This window comes from Pseudomonas phoenicis (genome assembly GCF_047302395.1).
In the GTDB taxonomy this organism is placed as follows: domain Bacteria; phylum Pseudomonadota; class Gammaproteobacteria; order Pseudomonadales; family Pseudomonadaceae; genus Aquipseudomonas.
Genome location: NZ_CP154852.1, coordinates 2,039,012 through 2,059,331, shown reverse-complemented (window position 1 = coordinate 2,059,331; position 20,320 = coordinate 2,039,012). Strand labels below are relative to the sequence as shown.

Sequence of the window (20,320 nt, the reverse complement as noted above, 5' to 3'; positions counted from 1 at the left end):
TCGCTGCGATCTCTCGTAGCGGGAGGCGAATCATACAGCGTTACAACCTGCTGTCAACTGCCTTTTTCACCGCTGCCGATCAGTAGATCGAAACGCTTCCGGCTTTCGGAAAACGTTCAACTCATTGAATCTCAAGGAGTTTTCCGTTCCGTTTGCCTCGGAAGTGGTGCGCAGTATAAAGAGATCTGAGGAGGCGTCAAGCGCTTATTTCAAAATAGTTTCCATCCCCCCTCAAATGCATAAAGGAGGCTTTCGCCTCCTTTATGCAATCACTGCAAACCAGGGTTGCTTCTATTTGAGGACGATCCGTGCGAACGCTTTCTTACCTGCCTGGCAGACATGGGTGGAGCCTTGAGCGAACACGAAGCTGCGATCGACAACCTCGCCATCGACCTTCACTGTGCCCGCCGCCAACAGATCACGCGCCGCTGCCGAGTTCTTCACCAGCCCTGCTTTATTAAGGACGGCAGCGACGGGCATGTCCTCGCCCACCTCCAGCACGACTTCCGGCAGATCCTCGGGAAGCTCACCATCCTTCATACGATTACCGGCCGCACGATGCGCATTGGCGGCAGCTTCTTCCCCATGGAAACGAGCAACGATCTCCTCGGCCAGCTTGATCTTGACGTCGCGCGGATTGGCGCCCGCCTCGACGTCGGCTCGCAGCTGCTCGATCTCCTCCATGCTGCGGAAACTGAGCAACTCGAAGTATCGCCACATCAAAGTATCGGGAATCGACACCAGCTTGCTGTACATCACACCCGGCGCTTCTTGAATGCCTACATAGTTGCCGAGCGACTTGGACATCTTCTTCACGCCGTCGAGCCCTTCGAGCAATGGCAGGGTCACCACGCTCTGAGCCTCCTGCCCGTACGCGCGCTGCAGCTCGCGCCCCATCAGCAAATTGAATTTCTGGTCGGTGCCACCCAACTCCACGTCAGCCTTCAATGCAACCGAGTCGTAGCCCTGCACCAGGGGGTACAGAAACTCATGGATGGCGATCGGCTGGTTGCCGGTATAACGCTTGTCGAAATCGTCGCGCTCAAGCATGCGCGCTACAGTGTACTGCGAAGCCAGGCGAATGAAATCGGCCGGGGTCAGTTTGTCCATCCACGTGGAGTTGAACGCCACCTCGGTCTTTGCCGGGTCGAGGATCTTGAAGACCTGCTGCTTATAGGTCTCGGCATTGTCCAGCACCTGCTCACGGGTAAGCGGCGGGCGCGTCGCGCTCTTGCCGCTCGGATCGCCGATCATGCCGGTGAAGTCGCCGATCAGGAAAATGACCTGATGACCCAAATCCTGGAACTGGCGAAGCTTGTTGATCAAGACCGTGTGCCCGAGATGCAGATCCGGCGCAGTAGGATCGAACCCCGCCTTGATACGCAGAGGCTCGCCCCGCTTGAGCTTCTCGACCAGCTCAGATTCGACCAGTACCTCTTCCGTACCACGCTTGATAAGCGCCAGCTGCTCTTCCACCGACTTCATAAACAGATCCGCAAGGCTCAGGGTTCAAAAGGAGCCAACCATACAAGATCGGCCGTCAAATACAAGTTTTGCAAAATCTTGTGACTTAGTGAACGATCCGCAGCGTCTACGCGCCCTTGCGCGCGGATGAATTTGGTTATATTTTATACAGTTATTTCATCTTCATAATGTCATTCATCTTTTCCTTTTCACCTTTTTTCAAAGCACCCTTATGACCAAAAACAATCCAAAGGCGCCTCGGCTGTATCCCAAGATCCACCTACTCGCCGCCAGCGGCCTTGCCGCGCTCCTGAGTCTTGCCCTGCTGGTATTCCCTTCCAGCGAAGTGGAAGCCAAGCGAACCACCCTCAACCTCGAGCTGGACAACCCCGCCGACGCACTCAAGGACAGCGCCACCGACGCCCCGGTAACGCAAACCGAACAAGCCACCAGCTCGCCATTCGCCCAAATCGACAATCCTGCCCAGGCGCAGACCGAGCAGGCCGCGCAACCTGCCGTCGAGAAGAAACCAGTGCTGTCGGGCCACCGTGAAGTGGCAGTCGCCAAGGGCGACACCCTATCCACGCTGTTCGCCAAGGTCGGACTGCCCGCGAATGCCGTGCACGACCTGCTGGCCAGCAACAAGCAGGCGAAACAATTCAGTCAACTCAAACACGGGCAAATCCTGCAGTTCGAACTGGACAAGGATGGCCAACTGGCCAGCTTGCACAGCAAGGTCAGCAACCTGGAAAGCATTCGCCTCACCCGCTCGGACAAGGGCTATAGCTTCAGCCGTGAAATCAGCAAGCCAGTGATGCGTACCGCTTACGCCCACGGCGTGATCAAAAGCTCGCTGTCTGCCTCGGCTCAACGCGCCGGGCTGTCGCACAACATGACCATGGACATGGCGCGTGTGCTGGGCTACGACATCGACTTCGCCCAGGACATCCGCCAAGGCGACGAATTCGACGTGGTCTATGAGCAGAAGGTCATGGACGGCAAGGTCGTCGGCACCGGCAATATCCTCTCGGCGCGCTTCACCAACCGCGGCAAGACCTACACCGCCGTGCGCTACACCAACAAACAAGGCAACACCAGTTACTACACCGCCGATGGCAACAGCCTGCGCAAGGCGTTCATCCGTACGCCGGTCGATTTCGCCCGCATCAGCTCGCGCTTCTCGGCAGGCCGCAAACACCCGATCCTGAACAAGATCCGCGCCCACAAAGGTGTCGACTATGCCGCACCACGCGGTACGCCGATCAAGGCAGCCGGCGATGGCAAAGTCGTCCTGGCCGGTCGCCGCGGCGGCTACGGCAACACCATCATCCTCGCCCACGGCAACAAGTATCAAACCCTCTATGGCCACATGCAGGGCTTTGCCAAGGGTGTGAAGACCGGCGGCACGGTCAAGCAGGGTCAGGTCATCGGCTACATCGGCACCACCGGCCTTTCCACCGGCCCGCACCTGCACTATGAGTTCCAGGTCAACGGCGTACACGTCGATCCGCTGAGCCAGAAGGTGCCGATGTCCGAGCCTATCGCCAAGGCCGAGCGCCAGCGGTTCCTGCAGCAAAGCCAGCCTCTGATCGCTCGCATGGATCAGGAAAAAGCCACCATGCTCGCTTCGAACAAGCGCTGACCCATGGCGCTTTATATAGGGGTCATGTCTGGCACCAGCCTGGATGGATTGGACATCGCCTTGGTCGAGCAGGATGAGCAGCCCCGGCTGCTCGCCACGCACTATCTACCGATGCCGGCGGATTTACGCAATGATCTGCTGGAACTGTGCGCCAGCGGCCCGGATGAAATCGCTCGCTCGGCCCTGGCGGAAAACCGCTGGGCACGCCTGGCCGCAGAAGGCATAGCCCAGCTACTGGCAGCGCAGCAGCTGACGCCTGAGGCAATCACGGCGATCGGCAGCCACGGCCAGACCGTACGCCACGAGCCTGCCCGTGGTTTCACCGTACAGATCGGTAACCCGGCGTTGCTGGCCGAGCTCAGCGGTATCAGCGTGGTGGCCGACTTCAGGCGACGCGACGTTGCGGCCGGTGGGCAAGGCGCGCCGCTCGTACCGGCCTTCCATGAAACGCTGTTCGGCCATCTGGGTGAACGACTTGCCGTTCTAAACGTAGGCGGTTTCAGCAACGTCACCCTGCTCGCCCAGGACCAGCCGGTCAAAGGTTTCGATTGCGGGCCGGGCAATGTCTTGCTCGACGCCTGGATCCAGCGCAAGCGCGGCGCCACCTACGATGCCGATGGGGCCTGGGCGGCTTCCGGCCGCATGGACCCGGCCTTACTGGACGCGCTACTGGCAGACCCTTTTTTCGCAGGCACCGGCCCGAAGAGCACGGGCCGCGAAGTGTTCAACCTGGCCTGGCTCGACCGGCATCTGGCGACCTTGCCAGGCTTATCGGACGAAACCGTGCAAGCCACCCTGCTCGAACTTACGGCTCGCAGCATCTGCGACGCCCTGGACAATGCCCAGCCCGGCACGCAAAAGCTGCTGGTGTGTGGGGGCGGGGCGCGCAACGGCGCACTGATGCGTCGACTGGCAGCGTTGCAGCCCTCGGCCCAAGTGCATAGCACCGAAACCTATGGCGTGCATCCAGACTGGGTGGAGGCCATGGCCTTCGCCTGGTTGGCGCATTGTTGCCTGCAAGGCCTGCCCGGCAACCGTCCTAGCGTGACGGCAGCCAAGGGCTTGAGGGTACTGGGCGCCCTCTACCCTGCCTGAGGCGAACACCGAAAATGAAAACGCCGCGCAAATGCGCGGCGTTTTCGTATCGGGCAAAGCGTCAGATGGAGAACGACGAACCGCAGCCACAGGTGGTGGTGGCATTGGGGTTCTTGATCACGAAGCGCGAACCTTCCAGACCTTCCTGATAGTCGACCTCGGCACCCGCCAGATACTGAAAGCTCATGGAATCGACTACCAGCGACACGCCTTCGCGCTCGACGATGGTGTCGTCTTCGGCCACGTCCTCGTCGAACGTGAAGCCGTATTGAAAGCCCGAGCAACCACCGCCCGTGACGAACACACGCAACTTCAGCCGATCATTGCCCTCTTCGCTGACCAGGGTCTTCACCTTGTGCGCAGCACCGTGGGTAAATTCCAGACCCGTAGGAGTGAAGGTTTCAACGCTCATGTAGATTCTCCCGGCAGGACGCCGTAACAAAACTCGATGGCGCGTATTATCCGCTTCTCCGAGAAAATTGGTCAACAATTGTCCCGATGGGTGTGCGATATCCTGTTCACCACCCGGCCTGCACAGGGCAGGCCCGGCACTCGGATCGGTTACGGCAGCATGCCGGCATGGCTCAAGCCCATACGCTCGTCCAGCCCGAAGAGGATGTTGAGGTTCTGCACCGCTTGGCCAGAAGCGCCTTTGACCAGGTTGTCGATCACCGACAGCACCACGGCCAAGTCACCGCCCTGCGGACGGTGCACAGCGATACGGCAGACGTTGGCGCCACGCACGCTACGGGTTTCTGGGTGGCTACCGGCCGGCATGACGTCGACGAAAGGCTCACCGGCATAGCGTTTTTCATACAGCGCCTGCAGATCGACCGAAGTGTCCAGCAGTGTGGCGTAGAGCGTGGAGTGGATGCCGCGGATCATGGGCGTCAGGTGCGGTACGAACGTCAGGCCGATGTCGCCACCTGCCGCCAGACGCAGACCTTGGCTGATTTCCGGCAAATGACGATGGCCTTTCACCGCATAAGCCTTCATGTTCTCGCCCGCTTCGGAGAACAGCGAGCCGACTGCCGCGCCGCGTCCGGCTCCGCTGACACCCGACTTGCAGTCGGCGATCAGACGCTTGGCATCGACCACGCCGGCTTCGAGCAGGGGCAGGAAGCCCAGTTGCGTGGCAGTCGGGTAGCAGCCCGGCACCGCGATCAGGCGTGCGTGGCGGATTTTTTCGCGGTTGACTTCCGGCAGGCCATACACGGCATCGGCGAGCAGCTCCGGAGCGCCATGGGGTTGGCCGTACCATTTGGCCCACTCGACGGGATCTTGCAGACGGAAGTCGGCCGACAGGTCGATGACCTTGGTGCCGGCAGCCAGCAGCTCACCGGCCAGGGCGTGCGCGACTCCATGGGGGGTAGCGAAGAAGACCACGTCGCAGGCGCCCAAGGTCTGGCTGTCGGGCACCGTGAATCGCAGCTCGTCGTAGTGGCCGCGCAAGTTCGGATACATGTCGGCCACCGCCGCGCCCGCTTCCGATCGCGAGGTGATGACAGCCACCTCGGCTTGCGGGTGTTGCGCCAGCAGACGCAACAGTTCGACACCGGTGTAACCCGTGCCGCCGACGATACCGACCTTGATCATGACGCTTGCCCCTTATCAACGAAGCCACTGGAAAGCCTTCGATGATAGGGATCGCTTACGCCTGCCACAACACTCGATTAACGCTTGGCGACACAGGGCTACTACTATCTGCGCACCGTGAAAACCTGAAGGAAGCTTTCCCATGCTGTATCTCTGGATCAAAGCGCTGCACATCGTCAGCGTGGTCTGCTGGTTCGCCGGCCTGTTCTACCTGCCGAGGCTGTTCGTCTACCACGCACAAAGCACCGACAGCATCAGCCACGAGCGCTTCGTCACCATGGAGCGCAAGCTCTACCGCGGCATCATGAACCCGGCGATGATCGCCACCTTCGCCTTCGGTATCTGGATGCTCTACCTCACCCCAGGCTGGCTCAGCCAGGGCTGGATGCACGCCAAGCTGACCCTGGTGCTGCTGCTGACCGGCTACCACCACGTCTGCGGTGCGCAGCGCAAACGTTTCGCTGCCGGCACCAACACGCGCACCCATGTGTTCTACCGCTGGTTCAACGAAGTGCCGGTGCTGTTACTGCTGTGCATCGTCGCCCTGGTGGTGGTCAAACCGTTTTGACCGGGTTTGACGAAACAGGCCGTGGCACCGCGAGGGGCACGCTGTACACTAGCGCCCCCTAGCCGCCCCAGGAGCGCTGCATGACCCGTTACGCCATGATCACCGGAGCGTCCAGCGGCCTTGGCCTGGCGCTGGCGGAAGCGTTGGCGCGACGCGGGCGCAACCTGATTCTGGTGGCGCGGCAGCGCGAGCCGCTCGAAGCGGTCGCTCTCGAGTTGACCCAGCGCTTCGGTGTGGAGGTGCTGTTCCGGGCCTGCGATTTGAGCCAGCCGCTGCGTCTTTCCGGATTCGTACTGGAGCTGGAGGAGGGCGAGCGCCGCATCGACCTGCTGGTCAATTGCGCCGGGTTGCGCACCTATGGTCCGTTCCTCGCCCATGAATGGGCCGACGAGCAGGATCTGCTGGAAGTCAACGTGCTGGCGCTGAGCCGCCTCTGTCACGCATTGGGCAACCTGATGGCCGTGCATGGCGGCGGGCAGATCCTCAACGTCGCCGGCTTGGCCGGTGTCGCCCCAGGCCCGTGGATGGCCGCCTATGCAGCGAGCAAAGCCTACGTGATGAGCTTCACCGAGGCTTTGCGCGAGGAGCTCAAACGTACGGGCATCAAGGTTTCGCTGCTGTGTCCTGGGCCCGTGCGTTCAGCGCAGCGGCCCATCGAGCGGCTCGAAGGTAGCAAGCGCTGCCTGTCCCCCGAAGAAGTGGCTTTGTTCACCGTGCGTGCATTGGACAGGAATCACGCTTTGATCATGCCCGGCCGCCGCAACCGCTGGTTGGCCTTCATGCCGCGCCTGTTGCCGCGCTGGCTGACGCGCAAGCTGGCCGGCATGCTGCACCGGCGCTACTGCCCTTCCGGCCTGCGCTAGCCGATTACAGGAATGATGGGCGAGCATCGCCTGGCTGGGTACACTCCCTGCGACCCCCACCATCATGGAGCAGCGTTGTGGACACGATTTTCACCAAGATCATCAACCGGGAAATTCCGGCCAGGATCATCTACGAAGATGATCAGGTACTGGCCTTTCACGACATTGACCCCAAGGCCCCGGTGCACTTTCTGGTCATTCCGAAAAAGCCCATCCGCACCCTCAACGACCTGACCGAGGAGGACAAAGGCCTGGCCGGACATATCCTGTTCACCGCCCAGCGCCTGGCCATCGAACAAGGTTGCGAGGAGGGTTTCCGCGTAGTGATGAACTGCAACGAGCTGGGCGGCCAGACCGTCTACCACATCCATCTGCATGTGCTGGGTCAGCGCCAGATGAACTGGCCGCCGGGCTGATGCCTACAGTGGTAATGCCCGGGAGATGACCCGGGGCAATCGCCTTTCCCACGATTGAGGTAGACTGTTGGGCACACTTTTGCGGAGGTGCCCGATGGCTACCGAACGTCACTACTCGCCGCTCGATCGCTTGTTGCTGCAGGCCGACACGGCCATGCGCACTTTGCTGCCCTTCAGCGGCCAACCTTCCCGTCCGTCGCCAGCGGTCGTGCAACCGAACGTCGAGCTCGACGATCGTCAAAGCCGCCACATCGCCGGGCTGATGCGCATCAACCATACCGGTGAAGTCTGCGCCCAGGCCCTCTATCAAGGTCAGGCCCTGACCGCCAAATTGCCGCAAGTGCGGCGCGCCATGGAACATGCGGCCGAAGAAGAGATCGACCACCTGGCCTGGTGCGAGCAGCGCATCCGCCAACTGAACAGCCATCCCAGCGTGCTCAACCCGCTGTTCTATGGCATGTCGTTCGGTATCGGCGCCTTCGCCGGACTGGTCAGCGACAAGGTCAGCCTGGGTTTCGTCGCGGCCACCGAGCGTCAGGTCTGTAAGCACTTGGACGAGCACCTGCAGCAGCTTCCTGCCGAAGATGCCAAATCCCGCGCCATTCTCGAGCAGATGCGCTCGGACGAGGAGCATCACGCAGAGGCCGCGCTGGATGCCGGCGGTTACCGCTTCCCAGCTCCCGTGCGCTTCGGCATGAGCCTATTGGCCAAGGTCATGACCAAAAGTACCTACAGGATCTGACACTCACCCCCCCCGAGGGCCACGCCATGCAGCAGCGCTTCGACGCCGACGACCTGGCCCGCGCGGTGGAGGCCGGGGTGCTCCAGCCCGGCCAGGACCGTGCTCTGTTGACCTTCCTGGAAGCCCAAGGCCGTGCTGCTCGACCGAGCTTTCAATCGGCTCACGCAGCCTTCTACGGTGGAGCGGTGCTGATCATGGCTGCCATGGGCTGGCTGCTCACCGTCGCTTGGATGAGCATCGGCGATGGCGCCCTGCTGGCGATCAGCTCGCTCTACGTCGCCTCGCTCACCGTCCTTGCCTTGACCTTGCAGCGCCGAGCCCAGCCCATCGCCGCAGGCGTACTGGCCGCCGTAGCCGTCAGCATCGTGCCCCTGGCGGTATTCGCTTTGCAGCGAGTCACCGGGTTCTGGCCATTCACCGAGGGGATGGCAGACTATCCCGACTACTACCGCTACGTGCGCGGCCAATGGCTGCTGATGGAAGTCAGCACGGTGGTCGCAGGCCTGTCGATGCTGCGCGCGGTGCCCTTCCCATTCATCGTGATGCCTATGGCACTGGCGTTGTGGTTCATGTCCATGGACCTCAGCGCCTACCTGTACGGCCCTGAGCTGGACTGGACGCAACGCAATGAGGTGTCGGTCTGGTTCGGGTTGGCGCTGTTGTTGGTGTCGGTGCTGGTCGATGGAAGAACCCGGGACGACTATGCCCACTGGGGCTATCTGGCAGGCCTGTTGGCCTTCTGGGGTGGACTGACCGCGCTCGACAGCGGTACCGAACTGGGCAAGTTCGGCTATTGCCTGATCAACCTGGTGCTGATGGCGCTGGCGCTGCTGCTGCGCCGCCCGGTCTTCATGACCTTCGGCGCCTTGGGCGTGGCGCTGTATCTGGGCTACCTCGCCCATGACGTGTTCGCCGATTCGCTGCTGTTCCCTCTGGTGCTGACACTGCTCGGCCTGGGCGTGATCGCGGGCGGCCTGGCCTATCAGAAGCGTCGAGAGCGGCTCACCGAACAGCTGCGCGGTCGCCTGCCAGGATGGGTGCAACAGGCCCTTCCCGCGCTACGACGCTGAGAGCTGATCGAAGGCGCGGCCGTATGCGCCACGCCCTGGATCGAAGCTCAGCCCAGCTCGACGATTTCGTAACCGTGGGTGATTTCCACACCCGCGCGGTCCAACATGATCGACGCCGAGCAGTACTTCTCCGCCGACAGCTCGACCGCACGCTTGACCTGCGCCTCTTTCAGCCCGCGCCCCTTGACCACGAAACGCAGATGAATCTTGGTGAAAACCTTAGGGTCTTCGCTGGCGCGCTCGGCTTCGAGAAACGCTTCGCAACTTTCCACCGCCTGACGCGACTTCTTCAGGATGCTCACCACGTCGAAGCTGCTGCAGCCCCCTAGGCCCAGCAACAGCATTTCCATGGGACGTACGCCCAAATTACGGCCACCGGCCTCGGGTGGGCCGTCCATGACCACTACGTGACCACTGCCCGATTCGCCGAGGAACATGGCGTCACCGGCCCATTGGATGCGTGCCTTCATCTGTGAAACTCCAGGAAGCTTGGAAAAAGGTTGCCAGCTTAGTCCTTGTCTGGATTACGGAAAAGCCGTGTGGGGATTTCTGGCGTTGCTGTAGGAAGTGTCTGATAATCTGGCGCCAATTCACCGGCACATTGCCAGCAATCCTTTTTCTCTTTCCCCTTTGCTTTACCGAACAGGATTTCGTGATGGTCGCGTCCGCGCTTTCCGCCAAGATCAAGAACATCGACAAATTGCTGGTGCATTGCCAGCGCCGCCGTTATCCGGCCAAGAGCAACATCATCTGCGCGGGTGACACGGCAGACTCGTTGGCCTACATCGTCAAAGGCTCGGTCACGGTCCTGATCGAGGATGACGAAGGGCGAGAGATGATCATCGCCTACCTCAACAGCGGCGACTTCTTCGGTGAGCTGGGCCTGTTCGAAAGCATTGGCCAGCCCCGCCAGCGCAGTGCGTGGGTACGGGCCAAAAGCGAGTGTGAAGTGGCGGAAATCAGCTATGAGCGTTTTCGCGAGCTGGCGCGCCAGGAGCCGGACATCCTCTACGCGCTTGGTGGACAAATCGCCCAACGGCTGCGCGACACCACACGCAAAGTCGGCGACCTGGCTTTTTTCGACGTGACCGGGCGCGTGGCCCGCTGCCTGCTGGACCTGTGCAAGCAACCCGATGCCATGACCCATCCCGACGGCATGCAGATCAAGATCACCCGTCAGGAAATCGGTCGTATCGTCGGTTGCTCACGGGAAATGGTCGGTCGCGTGCTCAAAGACCTGGAAGAGCGCAATTTGGTCAGCGTCAAAGGCAAGACCATGGTGGTCTACGGCACCCGTTAATGCCGAGCAATGGCCGCGAGTAACTGCGCATAGGTCTGCGCCAGTGGTTCGAACACAGGGAGGTGTGGCACCGCTTCGCGCAAGGCGATGTGGCTGTCGGCGCGGCAACGTTGATCGAGTTGACAATGGATGTTGAAACGATTGACCGCAGCAACCATCGACTCACGCTCGTTTTCCAGCAGCAACGCACCGTGGACCAGCACCACTGGGCGCTTGCCACCCAAGCCCTGACGCCAGCGCTGGGCAGTGCCGACCAGCTTGCGGCCGTTGAGGTTGACGTTGTAGCGACCGTCGCAGAAGGCGCCGTCGATCTCGCCCACCGACGCCTCACCACCCCATGCACGCAGCGCCTCGCACAAGGGTTCGCACAACCGTTGGTAGGCCAACTCGATGCGCCCATGGTCGCCCTCGCTGCGCGGCGCGGCGTAGACCAACGCGATGTTGACCGTGGCGCCCGACTGCGGCACCGGTTCGCCGCCGGTTTCACGCAGCAACACGGGCCAGCCGTTGGCGGCCGACGCCGCGCTGGCATCGGCGAAACCGGGCAGCCGGCTCATGCGTCTGGGCATGACCAACGCGCGATCGGTGGGCTGCCAGAACAGCGACGCCGTTTCCTGCTCGCCGCGACACACTGCCGCCAGGAGGTCCTGCTCGGCCTGGAGGCCTCGTTCGACAGTGAATGCCATCACGGGTTGAGTCATGTCGCGCTCGCCGTCAGCCATGGTCGGTGATCAGTCCAGGGCCTGGGTGCTCTGCACCGGGCGTCCAGGGAAGAACAGGCGCTGCAGTTCCAGGCCTGGCTGCTCGGCGCGCATGAACGCCTCGCCGACCAGGAAGCCATATACCTCGTTGATTTCCATCAATTCGACATCGGCGCGATTGAGGATGCCGCTCTCGGTGATGGCCAAGCGACCGCGAGGAATGCGCGGCAGCAGTTCGAGGGTGGTCTTGAGGCTGACCTCGAAGGTATGCAGGTTACGGTTGTTGACGCCTACCAGCGGGGTGTCGAGCAGGGTCAGGGCACGTTCCAGCTCGGCGTTGTCGTGCACTTCCACCAGCACGTCGAGCCCGACATCCTTGGCCGTCGCGGCCAGCTCGGCCATGCGCCCATCGTCCAAGGCGGCGACGATCAACAGTACGCAGTCGGCGCCGAGCGCACGGGCCTCGACGATCTGGTAAGGGTCGACCATGAAGTCTTTGCGGATCACCGGCAGGCCACACGCCGCACGGGCCTGTTGCAGGTAAGCGTCGGCCCCCTGGAAATAGTCGATGTCGGTCAGCACCGACAGGCATGTGGCGCCACCCTTCTCATAGCTGGCGGCGATCTCTGCAGGCGCGAAATGCTCGCGGATCACGCCCTTGCTCGGCGAGGCCTTCTTGATTTCGGCGATCACTGCCGGCAGCTTGCGCTTGGCCTGCTCGATCAGCGCCTGGGCGAAACCACGCGGCGCATCGGCTGCCCTGGCCAGCTCCAGCTGTTGCGCCAGGCTGACGCGCGCGCTGCGCTCGGCCACTTCCTCGACCTTGCGGGCGATGATCTTTTCCAACACCGTGGGTAGGCTCATGCTTGATTCTCCACTTTGAATACCGCCGTAAACGCGCCAAGCTCCTGCATCTTCTCCCAGGCCAAACCCGTGTAAAGCACATCGTGCGCCATCTCGACACCGGTCTTGAGGGTCGGCGCATGGTCGGCGGCGTACAGCGCGGCGCCTGCATTGAGGGCGATCATTTCCGCCGCCTTCTGCGCGCTTTCGCTCTTGCGCCGCCCCAGGGCATCGCGGATCAGCGCCAGCGAGGCTGCCGGGGTATCGACGGCCAGACCGTGCAGGCTCTGGCTTTGAATACCGAGGTCCTCGGGTTCGATCCAATACTCGCTGATTTCGCCATGCTTCAATTCGGCGACGAAGGTCGGCGCGGCCAGGCTGAACTCATCGAGGCCATCCTTGGAATGCACCACCAGCACATGGGTGCTGCCCAACCGCTGCAGCACTTCGGCCAGCGGACGGCACAGCTGCTGGTTGAACACCCCGACCACCTGGTGCCTGACGCCAGCCGGATTCGTAAGCGGGCCGAGCATGTTGAACAACGTGCGCAGGCCCAGGTCGCGACGTGGGCCTGCGGCATGCTTCATCGCCGAGTGATGGCTCTGCGCGAACATGAAGCCGATCCCCAGGCTGTCGATACAGCGCGCCACCTGGACCGGGGTCAGGTCGAGGTAGATACCCGCCGCCTCCAGCAGATCGGCGCTGCCGCTCTTGCCCGATACTGCGCGGTTGCCGTGCTTGGCGACCGTGCAGCCGGCCGCGGCCAGGACGAACGCCGAGGCGGTGGAGACGTTGAAGATGTTCGCGCCATCGCCACCGGTGCCGACGATGTCGACCACGCCATCGAGGGTCTTGAGTTCGACCTTGCTGGCCAGCTCGCGCATCACCGTCACGGCGCCGACGATCTCGTCGATGCTTTCGCTCTTCATGCGCATGCCCATCATGAAGGCACTGATCTGCGCTTCGTTGCACTGCCCGGTCATGATCTGGCGCATGACGTCGCTCATTTCCGCAGTGCTCAGGTCCAGATGGCTGGCGATACGGTTCAACGCGGTTTTGATGTCCATGCTCACTGGGTTGTCCTTAACGGCGGCCGCCGGTCTGCTTGAGGAAGTTGGCGAACAGTTCGTGACCCTGCTCGGTCAGGATCGATTCGGGGTGGAACTGTACGCCTTCGACGTTCAGGGTCTTGTGACGCAGGCCCATGATTTCATCGATCGAGCCGTCCTCCAGCGATGTCCAGGCCGTCACTTCCAGGCATTCGGGCAGGGTGTCGCGCTTGACCACCAGCGAATGGTAGCGGGTCACGGTGAGCGGGTTGTTGAGGCCGGCGAACACGCCCTGGTCGTGGTGGTGCACCGGGCTGGTCTTGCCGTGCATGACTTGGCGCGCGCGCACCACATCTCCGCCGAAGGCCTGGCCGATGGACTGGTGGCCCAGGCACACGCCCAGAATCGGCAGCTTGCCGGCAAAGTGCAGGATGGCTTCGATGGAAACCCCGGCCTCGCTGGGCGTGCACGGCCCGGGCGAGACGACGATGCGTTCAGGGTTCAACGCCTCGATCTGGGCCAGGGACATTTCGTCGTTGCGAATGACCTTGACCTCGGCGCCGAGCTCGCCCAGATACTGGACGACGTTGTAGGTGAAGGAGTCGTAATTGTCGATCATCAGTAACATCGGGCTGGACCTCTTGATTCCACTGACTTTGAGTGTGTGCTTCGAGGTCGGGCACAGCCGCAGGCCATTTGCCTGGGCAGTGATCGACGCATCGGAGAAGCAATCGGAAACGGGCCGGGCGGACCGGCAGGGGATAAAGTCAGGCGCGCCAACGCCAACGGGCGTGGGCCTTGATAACGCGCATCAAGAGTTTGCTGACGATCAACACGGGATAGGTCTCGCTCATTCGAGATCGCACAGTAGCCTACCGGCGAAGCGGGCGCAACAAGACCACGGCGCCTGGCAAACGAAGTGTTGAATTACCCCGATGTGCGGATTTGCTATGTTCGAAGGGCTCGACCCAATAACAACAACGAAGCGGAATCCACACATGCGTAAACCTCCTTTCCTGCGAACGCTGCTGGGCTTGCTGGTGCTTGCCGGCAGCCAGGCCATGGCGGCACCCAACCCCTACTCCACGCTGATGGTGTTCGGCGACAGCCTGAGCGATGCCGGGCAGTTTCCCGACGCGACTGGGCGAGCGCCCGGCCTGCGCTTCACCAACCGCGAAGCCAATGGTGACTACGCGCCCGTATCGCCGATGATCCTCGGCGGCAAGCTGGGCTTTGGCGCCAGCGAACTCGGCCCTTCTACATCGCTGTACAACCAGATCAACCAACTGGCGGACGGCAACAATTGGGCCGTAGGCGGCTACACCACCCAGCAGGTGCTCGATTCGATCACCGACACCTCGGAGCTGGTGATTCCGCCCGGCAAAGACTTCGCCGGCCTGGTGCTGCGCGAGCGCCCGGGCTATCTGGCCAACGGCCTGCGCGCCGACCCCAACGCGCTGTACTACCTCACCGGCGGCGGCAACGACTTCCTCCAAGGCCTGGTCACCAGCCCCGCCAGCGCCGCGGCGGCCGGCACACGCCTGGCAGCCAGCGCGCAAGCGCTGCAACAGGGTGGCGCCCGCTACATGATGGTCTGGCTGCTGCCCGATCTGGGGCAAACCCCCAACTACGCGGGCACACCGATGCAAGGCCCGCTGTCGCAGTTGTCCGGCGTCTTCAACCAGGCACTGGTCGCGCAACTCCGGCAAATCGACGCCGAAATCATCCCGCTGAACGTGCCTGCCCTGCTCAAGGAAGCGCTCGCCAACCCCGGCGAGTTCGGCCTGGCGACCGACCAGAACCTGATCGCCACCTGCTACAGCGGCGACGGCTGTACGCAAAACCCGCGTTACGGCATGGACGGCACCACCCCCGACCCAACCAAGCTGCTGTTCAACGACTCGGTCCACCCCACCATCGCCGGCCAGCGGTTGATCGCCGACTACGGCTACTCGATTCTCGCCGCTCCGTGGGAACTGACGCTGCTGCCGGAAATGGCCCACGCTGGCATCCGTGCACAGCAGGACGAACTGCGCGCTCAGTGGCAAACCCCTTGGCAAGGCATCGGCCAATGGCAGGCCATCGTCGCCACCGGCGCACAGGATCTGGACTTCGACGGCCAGCGCAGCGCGGCCAAAGGCGATGGACGCGGGTACAACCTGACCGTGGGCGGCAGCTACCGCCTGAACCAGGCCTGGCGCGTAGGCCTGGCCGGCGGGGTGTACCGGCAGAAGCTGGAAGCCGGTGCCCAAGACTCGACGTACCGCCTCGACAGTTATCTGGCCAGCGCTTTCGCCGAGTTTCGCCAGAACCGTTGGTGGGCCGATGCTGCATTGACCGCCGGGCACCTGGACTATCGCGACCTCCAGCGCACCTTCGCCCTGGGCGTGAACGAACGCAGCGAAAAAGGCGATACCGACGGCGAGGCCTGGGCGCTGACCGGTCGGGTGGGCTTCGACCTGGCCTCTGTCGAAAGCCGCTGGCAGTTGTCGCCCTTCCTCAGCGCCGACTACGCACGGGTCAAGGTCGATGGCTACGAAGAGCGCGGCCAACGCGCCACGGCTTTGGGCATGGACTATCAGGAACGCACTTCACGCCGCCTGGGCGCGGGCTTGCGCGGCAGCCTGCAAGTAGCGCCGGCCACCCGCCTGTTCGCCGAAGTGGCACGCGAGCATGAGTTCGAGAACGACCAGCAGGACGTGACGCTGCACCTGACCAGCCTGCCCGACAACGACTTCACCCTCACCGGCTACCGCCCGGACAGCAACCTGACCCGCGCCAGCGTAGGCCTGAGCCAGGCCCTGGCACCCGGCCTGACCCTGCGTGGCAATTACGACTGGCGCCAAAGCGATGCCGTGACCCAGCAAAGCCTCAACCTGGCGCTGAGCCTGGACTTCTGACCGCCGCCACCACGAAAAACGGCGCTCACCAGAGCGCCGTCTTTTCATCTGGAACGGGTCAGACGTTGGGCGTCTGCTCGGCCAGGGCCACGGCGCGGAACATCGCCCGACGCTTGTTCAGGGTTTCCTCCCATTCCAGCGCCGGCACCGAGTCGGCGACGATGCCGCCACCGGCCTGCACGTGCAGCTCGCCGTTCTTGATCACTGCCGTGCGGATGGCGATGGCGGTGTCCATGTTGCCGTTCCAGGCGAAATAACCCACTGCCCCGCCGTACACGCCACGCTTGACCGGCTCCAGCTCGTCGATGATCTCCATGGCGCGGATCTTCGGCGCCCCCGACAAGGTACCGGCCGGCAGAATCGCGCGCAGGGCGTCCATCGCCGTCAGACCCTCGCGCAGGCGACCGGTGACGTTGGACACGATGTGCATCACGTTGGAATAGCGCTCGATCACCATCTTCTCGGTCAGGCGCACGCTGCCGGTGGCCGAGACCCGGCCCACGTCGTTGCGGCCCAGGTCGATCAGCATCAGGTGCTCGGCGATTTCCTTGTGGTCCGAGAGCAGGTCGTCTTCCAGCGCGCGGTCGGCCTCCTCGTTGGCACCGCGCGGGCGCGTGCCGGCGATGGGGCGCACGGTGACCAGTTCGTCTTCGACCCGCACCAGCACTTCCGGCGAGCTACCCACCACGTGGAAATCGCCGAAGTTGAAGAAGTACATGTATGGCGTCGGGTTGAAGCAGCGCAGCGCGCGGTACAGGTCGATGGGCGCGGCCTGGAAGTCGATCGACATGCGCTGCGACGGCACCACCTGCATGCAGTCGCCGGCGAGGATGTACTGCTTGATGGTTTCCACCGCGCGCTCGTAGTCGCCCTGGGTGAAGCTGGAACGGAATTGCGGGTCGGCGGCTGGCAGGGCCGAGAGGTCAAGGCCACGGCGTGGCACGATCGGTTCACGCAACGTGGCCAGCAAGGCTTGCAGGCGGGCCTGTCCGAGGTCGTAGGCCTGTTCGTCGGCTGGGTCGACCAACACGATGGCGTGCATCTTGCCGGCCAGGTTGTCGAACACCACCACCGCATCCGAGACCATCAGCAGGATGTCGGGCACTCCCAACGGGTCGGGATTGGGGCAGGCGCCCAGGCGCTTTTCCACATAGCGCACGCAGTCGTAGCCGAAGTAGCCGACCAGGCCGCCGTTGAAGCGCGGCAGGCCGGGGATGTCGGCCACCTGGTAGCGATCCTTGAAGGTTTCGACGAAGGCCAGGGGGTCTTCGACCTCGTGCCGTTCCACCTCGACGCCGTTTTCCAGAACGCTCACCCGATAGCCGTGCACGCGCAGTACGGTGCGCGACGGCAGGCCGATCATGGAATAACGGCCCCACTTCTCGCCACCCTGGACGGACTCGAGCAGATAGGTGTTGGGTTGGTCGGCGAGCTTGAGGTAGATCGACAGCGGCGTGTCGAAGTCGGCCAGGGTTTCGCAGGCCAGGGGAATGCGGTTGTAGCCGGCAGCGGCCAGGCGCAGGAATTCTTCGCGGGTCATGGGTAGCCTCAGGGGCGGACAGCAATGGATGAAGGCGAACGGGCGGGCCGACAGGTGTCGGCGGGGGGCGTCAGGCGCGCCAGCGCCAGCGGGCCAGGGCCTTGATGACTTTCATCCAGAATTTGCCGGTGACCACCACGGGAGGCTCTCTGTGCTTGGACGGTTTGAGGTCGGGCAACGTTATCCCAGTGGCTGTGACGACGCAACCGGGGATCAACAGGCGCAGGTCGTCGATCACCAGGCTCGGCGTTTCTTCGCTGATCGGGCGGCCATGGTTGTAACCGTAGGTGAGCGCTGCGCAGGGAACGGCGGCGGCCTTGGCAGCCTGCACGTCGCTGCGCGAGTCACCGACGAACAAGGCCTGCTGCGGGCTGACGCCGGCCATCTGCATGACGAACAGCAGTGCGGCCGGGTCGGGCTTCTTCTGTGGCAGGGTATCGCCGCCGATGATCCACTTGAAGAATTCGCCCAGCTTCATCTGGTCGAGCAGCGGCGCGACGAAGCGCTCGGGCTTGTTGGTGATCAAGGCCATCGGCACGTCGTGGGCGCGCAGCCAGCGCAGGGTGTCGCGCACGCCGGGGTAGACCTGCGTCAGCGCATGGCTGCGGGCGTAAGCCTCCATGAACAGCGCCAGCCCGCGCTCGGCCAGCTCGTCGTCGACCGAGGCGTGCTCGATGTCGCCGGCCAGCGCCCGGCGCACCAGCACCGGCGCGCCGTTGCCGACCCACTGGCGGACCGCTTCGAGGCCTGCGGGCGGACGGCCCAGTTCGAGCAGCATGTGGTCCACGGCACTGGCCAGGTCAGGCACCGAGTCGACCAGGGTGCCGTCGAGGTCGAACATCACCAGCCGGGGCAGCGTGCCTGGGAACAGCTGCTCGAAGCCGCTCATGGGCGCGCCAGGGCCAGTTCGGCGCGCATCTTGTCGATCACTTCGCGGTAGTCGGGGGCGTTGAAGATGGCCGAACCGGCGACGAAGGTGTCGGCGCCGGCGGCGGCGATTTCACGGATGTTGTTGACGTTGACGCCGCCGTCGATTTCCAGCCGGATGTCGCGCCCGCTGGCATCGATCAGCGCGCGGGCCTCGCGCAGCTTGTCGAGGGTGCCGGGAATGAACTTCTGCCCGCCGAAGCCTGGGTTGACGCTCATCAGCAGGACCATGTCGACCTTGTCCATCACGTACTTCAACGCCTCCAGGCTGGTGGCCGGGTTGAACACCAGGCCGGCCTTGCAACCGCCGTCCTTGATCAACTGCAGGGAGCGGTCGATGTGCTGGGTGGCTTCGGGGTGGAAGGTGATGAAGGTGGCGCCGGCTTCGATGAAGTCGCCGATGATGCGGTCGACCGGGCTGACCATCAGGTGCACGTCGATCGGCGCGGTGACGCCGTGCTTGCGTAGGGCCGAGCAGACCATCGGGCCGATGGTGAGGTTGGGGACGTAGTGGTTGTCCATCACATCGAAGTGGACGATGTCGGCGCCGCTGGCCAGCACGTTGTCGACTTCCTCGCCCAGACGAGCGAAATCGGCGGAAAGGATGGAGGGGGCAATAGCGTAGGGCTGCATGGCGCACCTGTTGGCGGAATCACGGTGGCGCGCATTGTAACTCAGGGGAATGCTTCGGCGCTGATTGGTATCAATCCGTGTCGGCCAAGGCAGGTGGGGGCAGGCAGGCGCCCGCTCCCCTACCGATCGGGTCAGGCCGGCTGCTGGGTGCGCAACTTCTCGCTACGCCCGCGCAGCCATTCCAGGGTCAACAAGAGCACCACCGAAAACGCGATCAACAAGGTCGCCGCTGCCGCGATGGTCGGGCTGAGGTTCTCGCGGATGCCGCTGAACATCTGCCTTGGCAAGGTCGCCTGCTCGGGGCCGGCGAGGAACAGCGTCACTACCACTTCGTCGAACGAGGTGGCGAAGGCGAACAGCGCACCGGAAATCACCCCCGGTGCGATCAGCGGCAAGGTCACCCGGCGGAACGCGGTCAGCGGCGAGGCGCCGAGGCTGGCTGCAGCGCGCACCAGGTTGTGGTTGAAACCCTGCAACGTGGCCGACACGGTGATGATCACGAACGGCACGCCGAGCACCGCATGCACCAGGATCAGCGACAGGAAGCTGTTGCCCAGCCCGAGCGGGGCGAAGAACAGGTAGCTGGCCACACCGATGATCACCACCGGCACCACCATGGGCGAAATCACCAGGGCCATCACCAGTGACTTGCCGGGGAAATCGCCACGGGTCAGGCCGATCGCCGCCAGGGTGCCGAAGACCATGGCCAGCACCGTGGCCGCCGGGGCGACGATGATGCTGTTCTTCAGGGCGCGCATCCATTCGGCCGAGCCGAAGAAATCCTGGTACCACTGCAACGAGAAGCCTTGCAGCGGGTACACCAGGAAGCTGCCGCTGTTGAACGACAGCGGTACGATCACCAGCACCGGCAGCACCAGGAACAGCAGAATCAGGCCGCAGAGAATGCGCAGGCCGTAGAACCACGCCCGCTCTATGGGCGACATGTAAGGGCTCAGCATGACGAACGCTCC

General features: G+C 63.2%; 21 protein-coding genes. 9 read left to right on the top strand and 12 right to left on the bottom strand.

The features are described 5' to 3' along the window. Window positions 1-291: 291 nt before the first annotated feature. Window positions 292-1,485, bottom strand: coding sequence for a tyrosine--tRNA ligase (gene tyrS / locus AA0Z93_RS09175; RefSeq protein ID WP_413369209.1), 1,194 nt, complete (start codon window positions 1,483-1,485; stop codon window positions 292-294). Window positions 1,486-1,696: 211 nt separating this feature from the next. Here tyrS and AA0Z93_RS09170 point away from each other — a divergent pair, with 211 nt between their 5' ends. Further along, window positions 1,697-3,106 (top strand): peptidoglycan DD-metalloendopeptidase family protein, encoded by a 1,410-nt coding sequence (locus AA0Z93_RS09170; RefSeq protein ID WP_413049180.1) that lies wholly within the window; start codon window positions 1,697-1,699, stop codon window positions 3,104-3,106. Window positions 3,107-3,109: 3 nt separating this feature from the next. Beyond that, window positions 3,110-4,201: an anhydro-N-acetylmuramic acid kinase gene (locus AA0Z93_RS09165; protein WP_413049179.1), complete on the top strand. Its 1,092-nt coding sequence runs from the start codon at window positions 3,110-3,112 to the stop codon at window positions 4,199-4,201. 61 nt (window positions 4,202-4,262) lie between these two features. On the opposite strand, the gene erpA is transcribed toward AA0Z93_RS09165, so the two are convergent. Both erpA and argC read right to left on the bottom strand, forming a co-directional pair. After that, window positions 4,263-4,613, bottom strand: coding sequence for an iron-sulfur cluster insertion protein ErpA (erpA, locus tag AA0Z93_RS09160; RefSeq protein ID WP_296269039.1), 351 nt, complete (start codon window positions 4,611-4,613; stop codon window positions 4,263-4,265). Window positions 4,614-4,762: 149 nt separating this feature from the next. Continuing rightward, the gene (gene argC / locus AA0Z93_RS09155; protein WP_413049178.1) at window positions 4,763-5,797 is read right to left on the bottom strand and encodes an N-acetyl-gamma-glutamyl-phosphate reductase; all 1,035 of its coding nucleotides are present in this window, start codon (window positions 5,795-5,797) and stop codon (window positions 4,763-4,765) included. Window positions 5,798-5,942: 145 nt separating this feature from the next. Between argC and hemJ the strand changes: the two genes are divergently transcribed. From hemJ to AA0Z93_RS09130, 5 genes are all read left to right on the top strand, one after another. Beyond that, complete coding sequence (gene hemJ / locus AA0Z93_RS09150; RefSeq protein WP_413049188.1) at window positions 5,943-6,365, top strand: protoporphyrinogen oxidase HemJ; 423 nt, start codon at window positions 5,943-5,945, stop codon at window positions 6,363-6,365. Window positions 6,366-6,445: 80 nt separating this feature from the next. Continuing rightward, window positions 6,446-7,228 carry an SDR family NAD(P)-dependent oxidoreductase gene (locus AA0Z93_RS09145; RefSeq protein WP_413049177.1) on the top strand — a complete coding sequence of 261 codons (783 nt, stop codon included), beginning with the start codon at window positions 6,446-6,448 and terminating at the stop codon, window positions 7,226-7,228. A gap of 77 nt (window positions 7,229-7,305) precedes the next feature. After that, window positions 7,306-7,644 carry a histidine triad nucleotide-binding protein gene (locus AA0Z93_RS09140; RefSeq protein WP_413049176.1) on the top strand — a complete coding sequence of 113 codons (339 nt, stop codon included), beginning with the start codon at window positions 7,306-7,308 and terminating at the stop codon, window positions 7,642-7,644. A gap of 94 nt (window positions 7,645-7,738) precedes the next feature. Beyond that, window positions 7,739-8,386, top strand: a complete 648-nt coding sequence (gene coq7, locus AA0Z93_RS09135) for a 2-polyprenyl-3-methyl-6-methoxy-1,4-benzoquinone monooxygenase (RefSeq protein ID WP_413049175.1) — start codon at window positions 7,739-7,741, stop codon at window positions 8,384-8,386. A gap of 26 nt (window positions 8,387-8,412) precedes the next feature. After that, window positions 8,413-9,456, top strand: a complete 1,044-nt coding sequence (locus AA0Z93_RS09130) for a DUF2157 domain-containing protein (protein ID WP_413049174.1) — start codon at window positions 8,413-8,415, stop codon at window positions 9,454-9,456. A 47-nt stretch (window positions 9,457-9,503) separates the two neighbouring features. Here the strand turns inward: AA0Z93_RS09130 and AA0Z93_RS09125 are convergent, their stop codons facing one another. Further along, a complete protein-coding gene (locus tag AA0Z93_RS09125; protein ID WP_413049173.1) occupies window positions 9,504-9,926 on the bottom strand; it encodes an OsmC family protein in 423 nt (140 codons plus the stop codon). Window positions 9,927-10,111: 185 nt separating this feature from the next. On the opposite strand from AA0Z93_RS09125, the gene crp reads away from it, so the two are divergent. Beyond that, a complete protein-coding gene (gene crp, locus AA0Z93_RS09120) occupies window positions 10,112-10,756 on the top strand; it encodes a cAMP-activated global transcriptional regulator CRP (RefSeq protein WP_413049172.1) in 645 nt (214 codons plus the stop codon). Here the strand turns inward: crp and AA0Z93_RS09115 are convergent. Genes AA0Z93_RS09115 through AA0Z93_RS09100 form a run of 4 tightly spaced genes read right to left on the bottom strand, consistent with a single transcriptional unit; the run spans window position 10,753 to window position 13,977 of the window. Then, window positions 10,753-11,457 (bottom strand): biotin/lipoate A/B protein ligase family protein, encoded by a 705-nt coding sequence (locus tag AA0Z93_RS09115; RefSeq protein ID WP_413049171.1) that lies wholly within the window; start codon window positions 11,455-11,457, stop codon window positions 10,753-10,755. The genes crp and AA0Z93_RS09115 overlap by 4 nt on opposite strands. 30 nt (window positions 11,458-11,487) lie before the next feature. Next, window positions 11,488-12,321, bottom strand: coding sequence for an indole-3-glycerol phosphate synthase TrpC (gene trpC, locus AA0Z93_RS09110; RefSeq protein WP_413049170.1), 834 nt, complete (start codon window positions 12,319-12,321; stop codon window positions 11,488-11,490). Continuing rightward, window positions 12,318-13,367 carry an anthranilate phosphoribosyltransferase gene (trpD, locus tag AA0Z93_RS09105; protein ID WP_413049169.1) on the bottom strand — a complete coding sequence of 350 codons (1,050 nt, stop codon included), beginning with the start codon at window positions 13,365-13,367 and terminating at the stop codon, window positions 12,318-12,320. Before trpD ends, trpC begins: the two co-directional genes overlap by 4 nt. Before the next feature lie 16 nt (window positions 13,368-13,383). Beyond that, on the bottom strand, window positions 13,384-13,977 hold the full coding sequence (locus tag AA0Z93_RS09100) for an aminodeoxychorismate/anthranilate synthase component II (protein WP_413049168.1): 594 nt from the start codon (window positions 13,975-13,977) through the stop codon (window positions 13,384-13,386). 370 nt (window positions 13,978-14,347) lie between these two features. On the opposite strand from AA0Z93_RS09100, the gene estP reads away from it, so the two are divergent. Then, window positions 14,348-16,249: an esterase EstP gene (estP, locus tag AA0Z93_RS09095; RefSeq protein WP_413049167.1), complete on the top strand. Its 1,902-nt coding sequence runs from the start codon at window positions 14,348-14,350 to the stop codon at window positions 16,247-16,249. 58 nt (window positions 16,250-16,307) lie between these two features. Here estP and trpE read toward each other — a convergent pair whose 3' ends face one another. From trpE to AA0Z93_RS09075, 4 genes are all read right to left on the bottom strand, one after another. After that, on the bottom strand, window positions 16,308-17,789 hold the full coding sequence (gene trpE, locus AA0Z93_RS09090) for an anthranilate synthase component I (protein WP_413049166.1): 1,482 nt from the start codon (window positions 17,787-17,789) through the stop codon (window positions 16,308-16,310). Between the two features lie 70 nt (window positions 17,790-17,859). Further along, window positions 17,860-18,678 carry a phosphoglycolate phosphatase gene (locus AA0Z93_RS09085; protein ID WP_413049165.1) on the bottom strand — a complete coding sequence of 273 codons (819 nt, stop codon included), beginning with the start codon at window positions 18,676-18,678 and terminating at the stop codon, window positions 17,860-17,862. Next, a complete protein-coding gene (rpe, locus tag AA0Z93_RS09080; protein ID WP_413049164.1) occupies window positions 18,675-19,349 on the bottom strand; it encodes a ribulose-phosphate 3-epimerase in 675 nt (224 codons plus the stop codon). Before rpe ends, AA0Z93_RS09085 begins: the two co-directional genes overlap by 4 nt. A 131-nt stretch (window positions 19,350-19,480) precedes the next feature. Next, the gene (locus AA0Z93_RS09075) at window positions 19,481-20,308 is read right to left on the bottom strand and encodes an ABC transporter permease (RefSeq protein ID WP_413049163.1); all 828 of its coding nucleotides are present in this window, start codon (window positions 20,306-20,308) and stop codon (window positions 19,481-19,483) included. Window positions 20,309-20,320: the final 12 nt, after the last annotated feature.

Coding starts and splice junctions, on each gene's coding strand:
- tyrS (WP_413369209.1), bottom strand. CDS start 1,485: ATGAAGTCGGTGGAAGAGCAGCTGGCGCTTATCAAGCGTGGTACGGAA.
- AA0Z93_RS09170 (WP_413049180.1), top strand. CDS start 1,697: ATGACCAAAAACAATCCAAAGGCGCCTCGGCTGTATCCCAAGATCCAC.
- AA0Z93_RS09165 (WP_413049179.1), top strand. CDS start 3,110: ATGGCGCTTTATATAGGGGTCATGTCTGGCACCAGCCTGGATGGATTG.
- erpA (WP_296269039.1), bottom strand. CDS start 4,613: ATGAGCGTTGAAACCTTCACTCCTACGGGTCTGGAATTTACCCACGGT.
- argC (WP_413049178.1), bottom strand. CDS start 5,797: ATGATCAAGGTCGGTATCGTCGGCGGCACGGGTTACACCGGTGTCGAA.
- AA0Z93_RS09145 (WP_413049177.1), top strand. CDS start 6,446: ATGACCCGTTACGCCATGATCACCGGAGCGTCCAGCGGCCTTGGCCTG.
- coq7 (WP_413049175.1), top strand. CDS start 7,739: ATGGCTACCGAACGTCACTACTCGCCGCTCGATCGCTTGTTGCTGCAG.
- AA0Z93_RS09130 (WP_413049174.1), top strand. CDS start 8,413: ATGCAGCAGCGCTTCGACGCCGACGACCTGGCCCGCGCGGTGGAGGCC.
- AA0Z93_RS09125 (WP_413049173.1), bottom strand. CDS start 9,926: ATGAAGGCACGCATCCAATGGGCCGGTGACGCCATGTTCCTCGGCGAA.
- crp (WP_413049172.1), top strand. CDS start 10,112: ATGGTCGCGTCCGCGCTTTCCGCCAAGATCAAGAACATCGACAAATTG.
- AA0Z93_RS09115 (WP_413049171.1), bottom strand. CDS start 11,457: ATGACTCAACCCGTGATGGCATTCACTGTCGAACGAGGCCTCCAGGCC.
- trpC (WP_413049170.1), bottom strand. CDS start 12,321: ATGAGCCTACCCACGGTGTTGGAAAAGATCATCGCCCGCAAGGTCGAG.
- trpD (WP_413049169.1), bottom strand. CDS start 13,367: ATGGACATCAAAACCGCGTTGAACCGTATCGCCAGCCATCTGGACCTG.
- AA0Z93_RS09100 (WP_413049168.1), bottom strand. CDS start 13,977: ATGTTACTGATGATCGACAATTACGACTCCTTCACCTACAACGTCGTC.
- estP (WP_413049167.1), top strand. CDS start 14,348: ATGCGTAAACCTCCTTTCCTGCGAACGCTGCTGGGCTTGCTGGTGCTT.
- trpE (WP_413049166.1), bottom strand. CDS start 17,789: ATGACCCGCGAAGAATTCCTGCGCCTGGCCGCTGCCGGCTACAACCGC.
- AA0Z93_RS09085 (WP_413049165.1), bottom strand. CDS start 18,678: ATGAGCGGCTTCGAGCAGCTGTTCCCAGGCACGCTGCCCCGGCTGGTG.
- rpe (WP_413049164.1), bottom strand. CDS start 19,349: ATGCAGCCCTACGCTATTGCCCCCTCCATCCTTTCCGCCGATTTCGCT.
- AA0Z93_RS09075 (WP_413049163.1), bottom strand. CDS start 20,308: ATGCTGAGCCCTTACATGTCGCCCATAGAGCGGGCGTGGTTCTACGGC.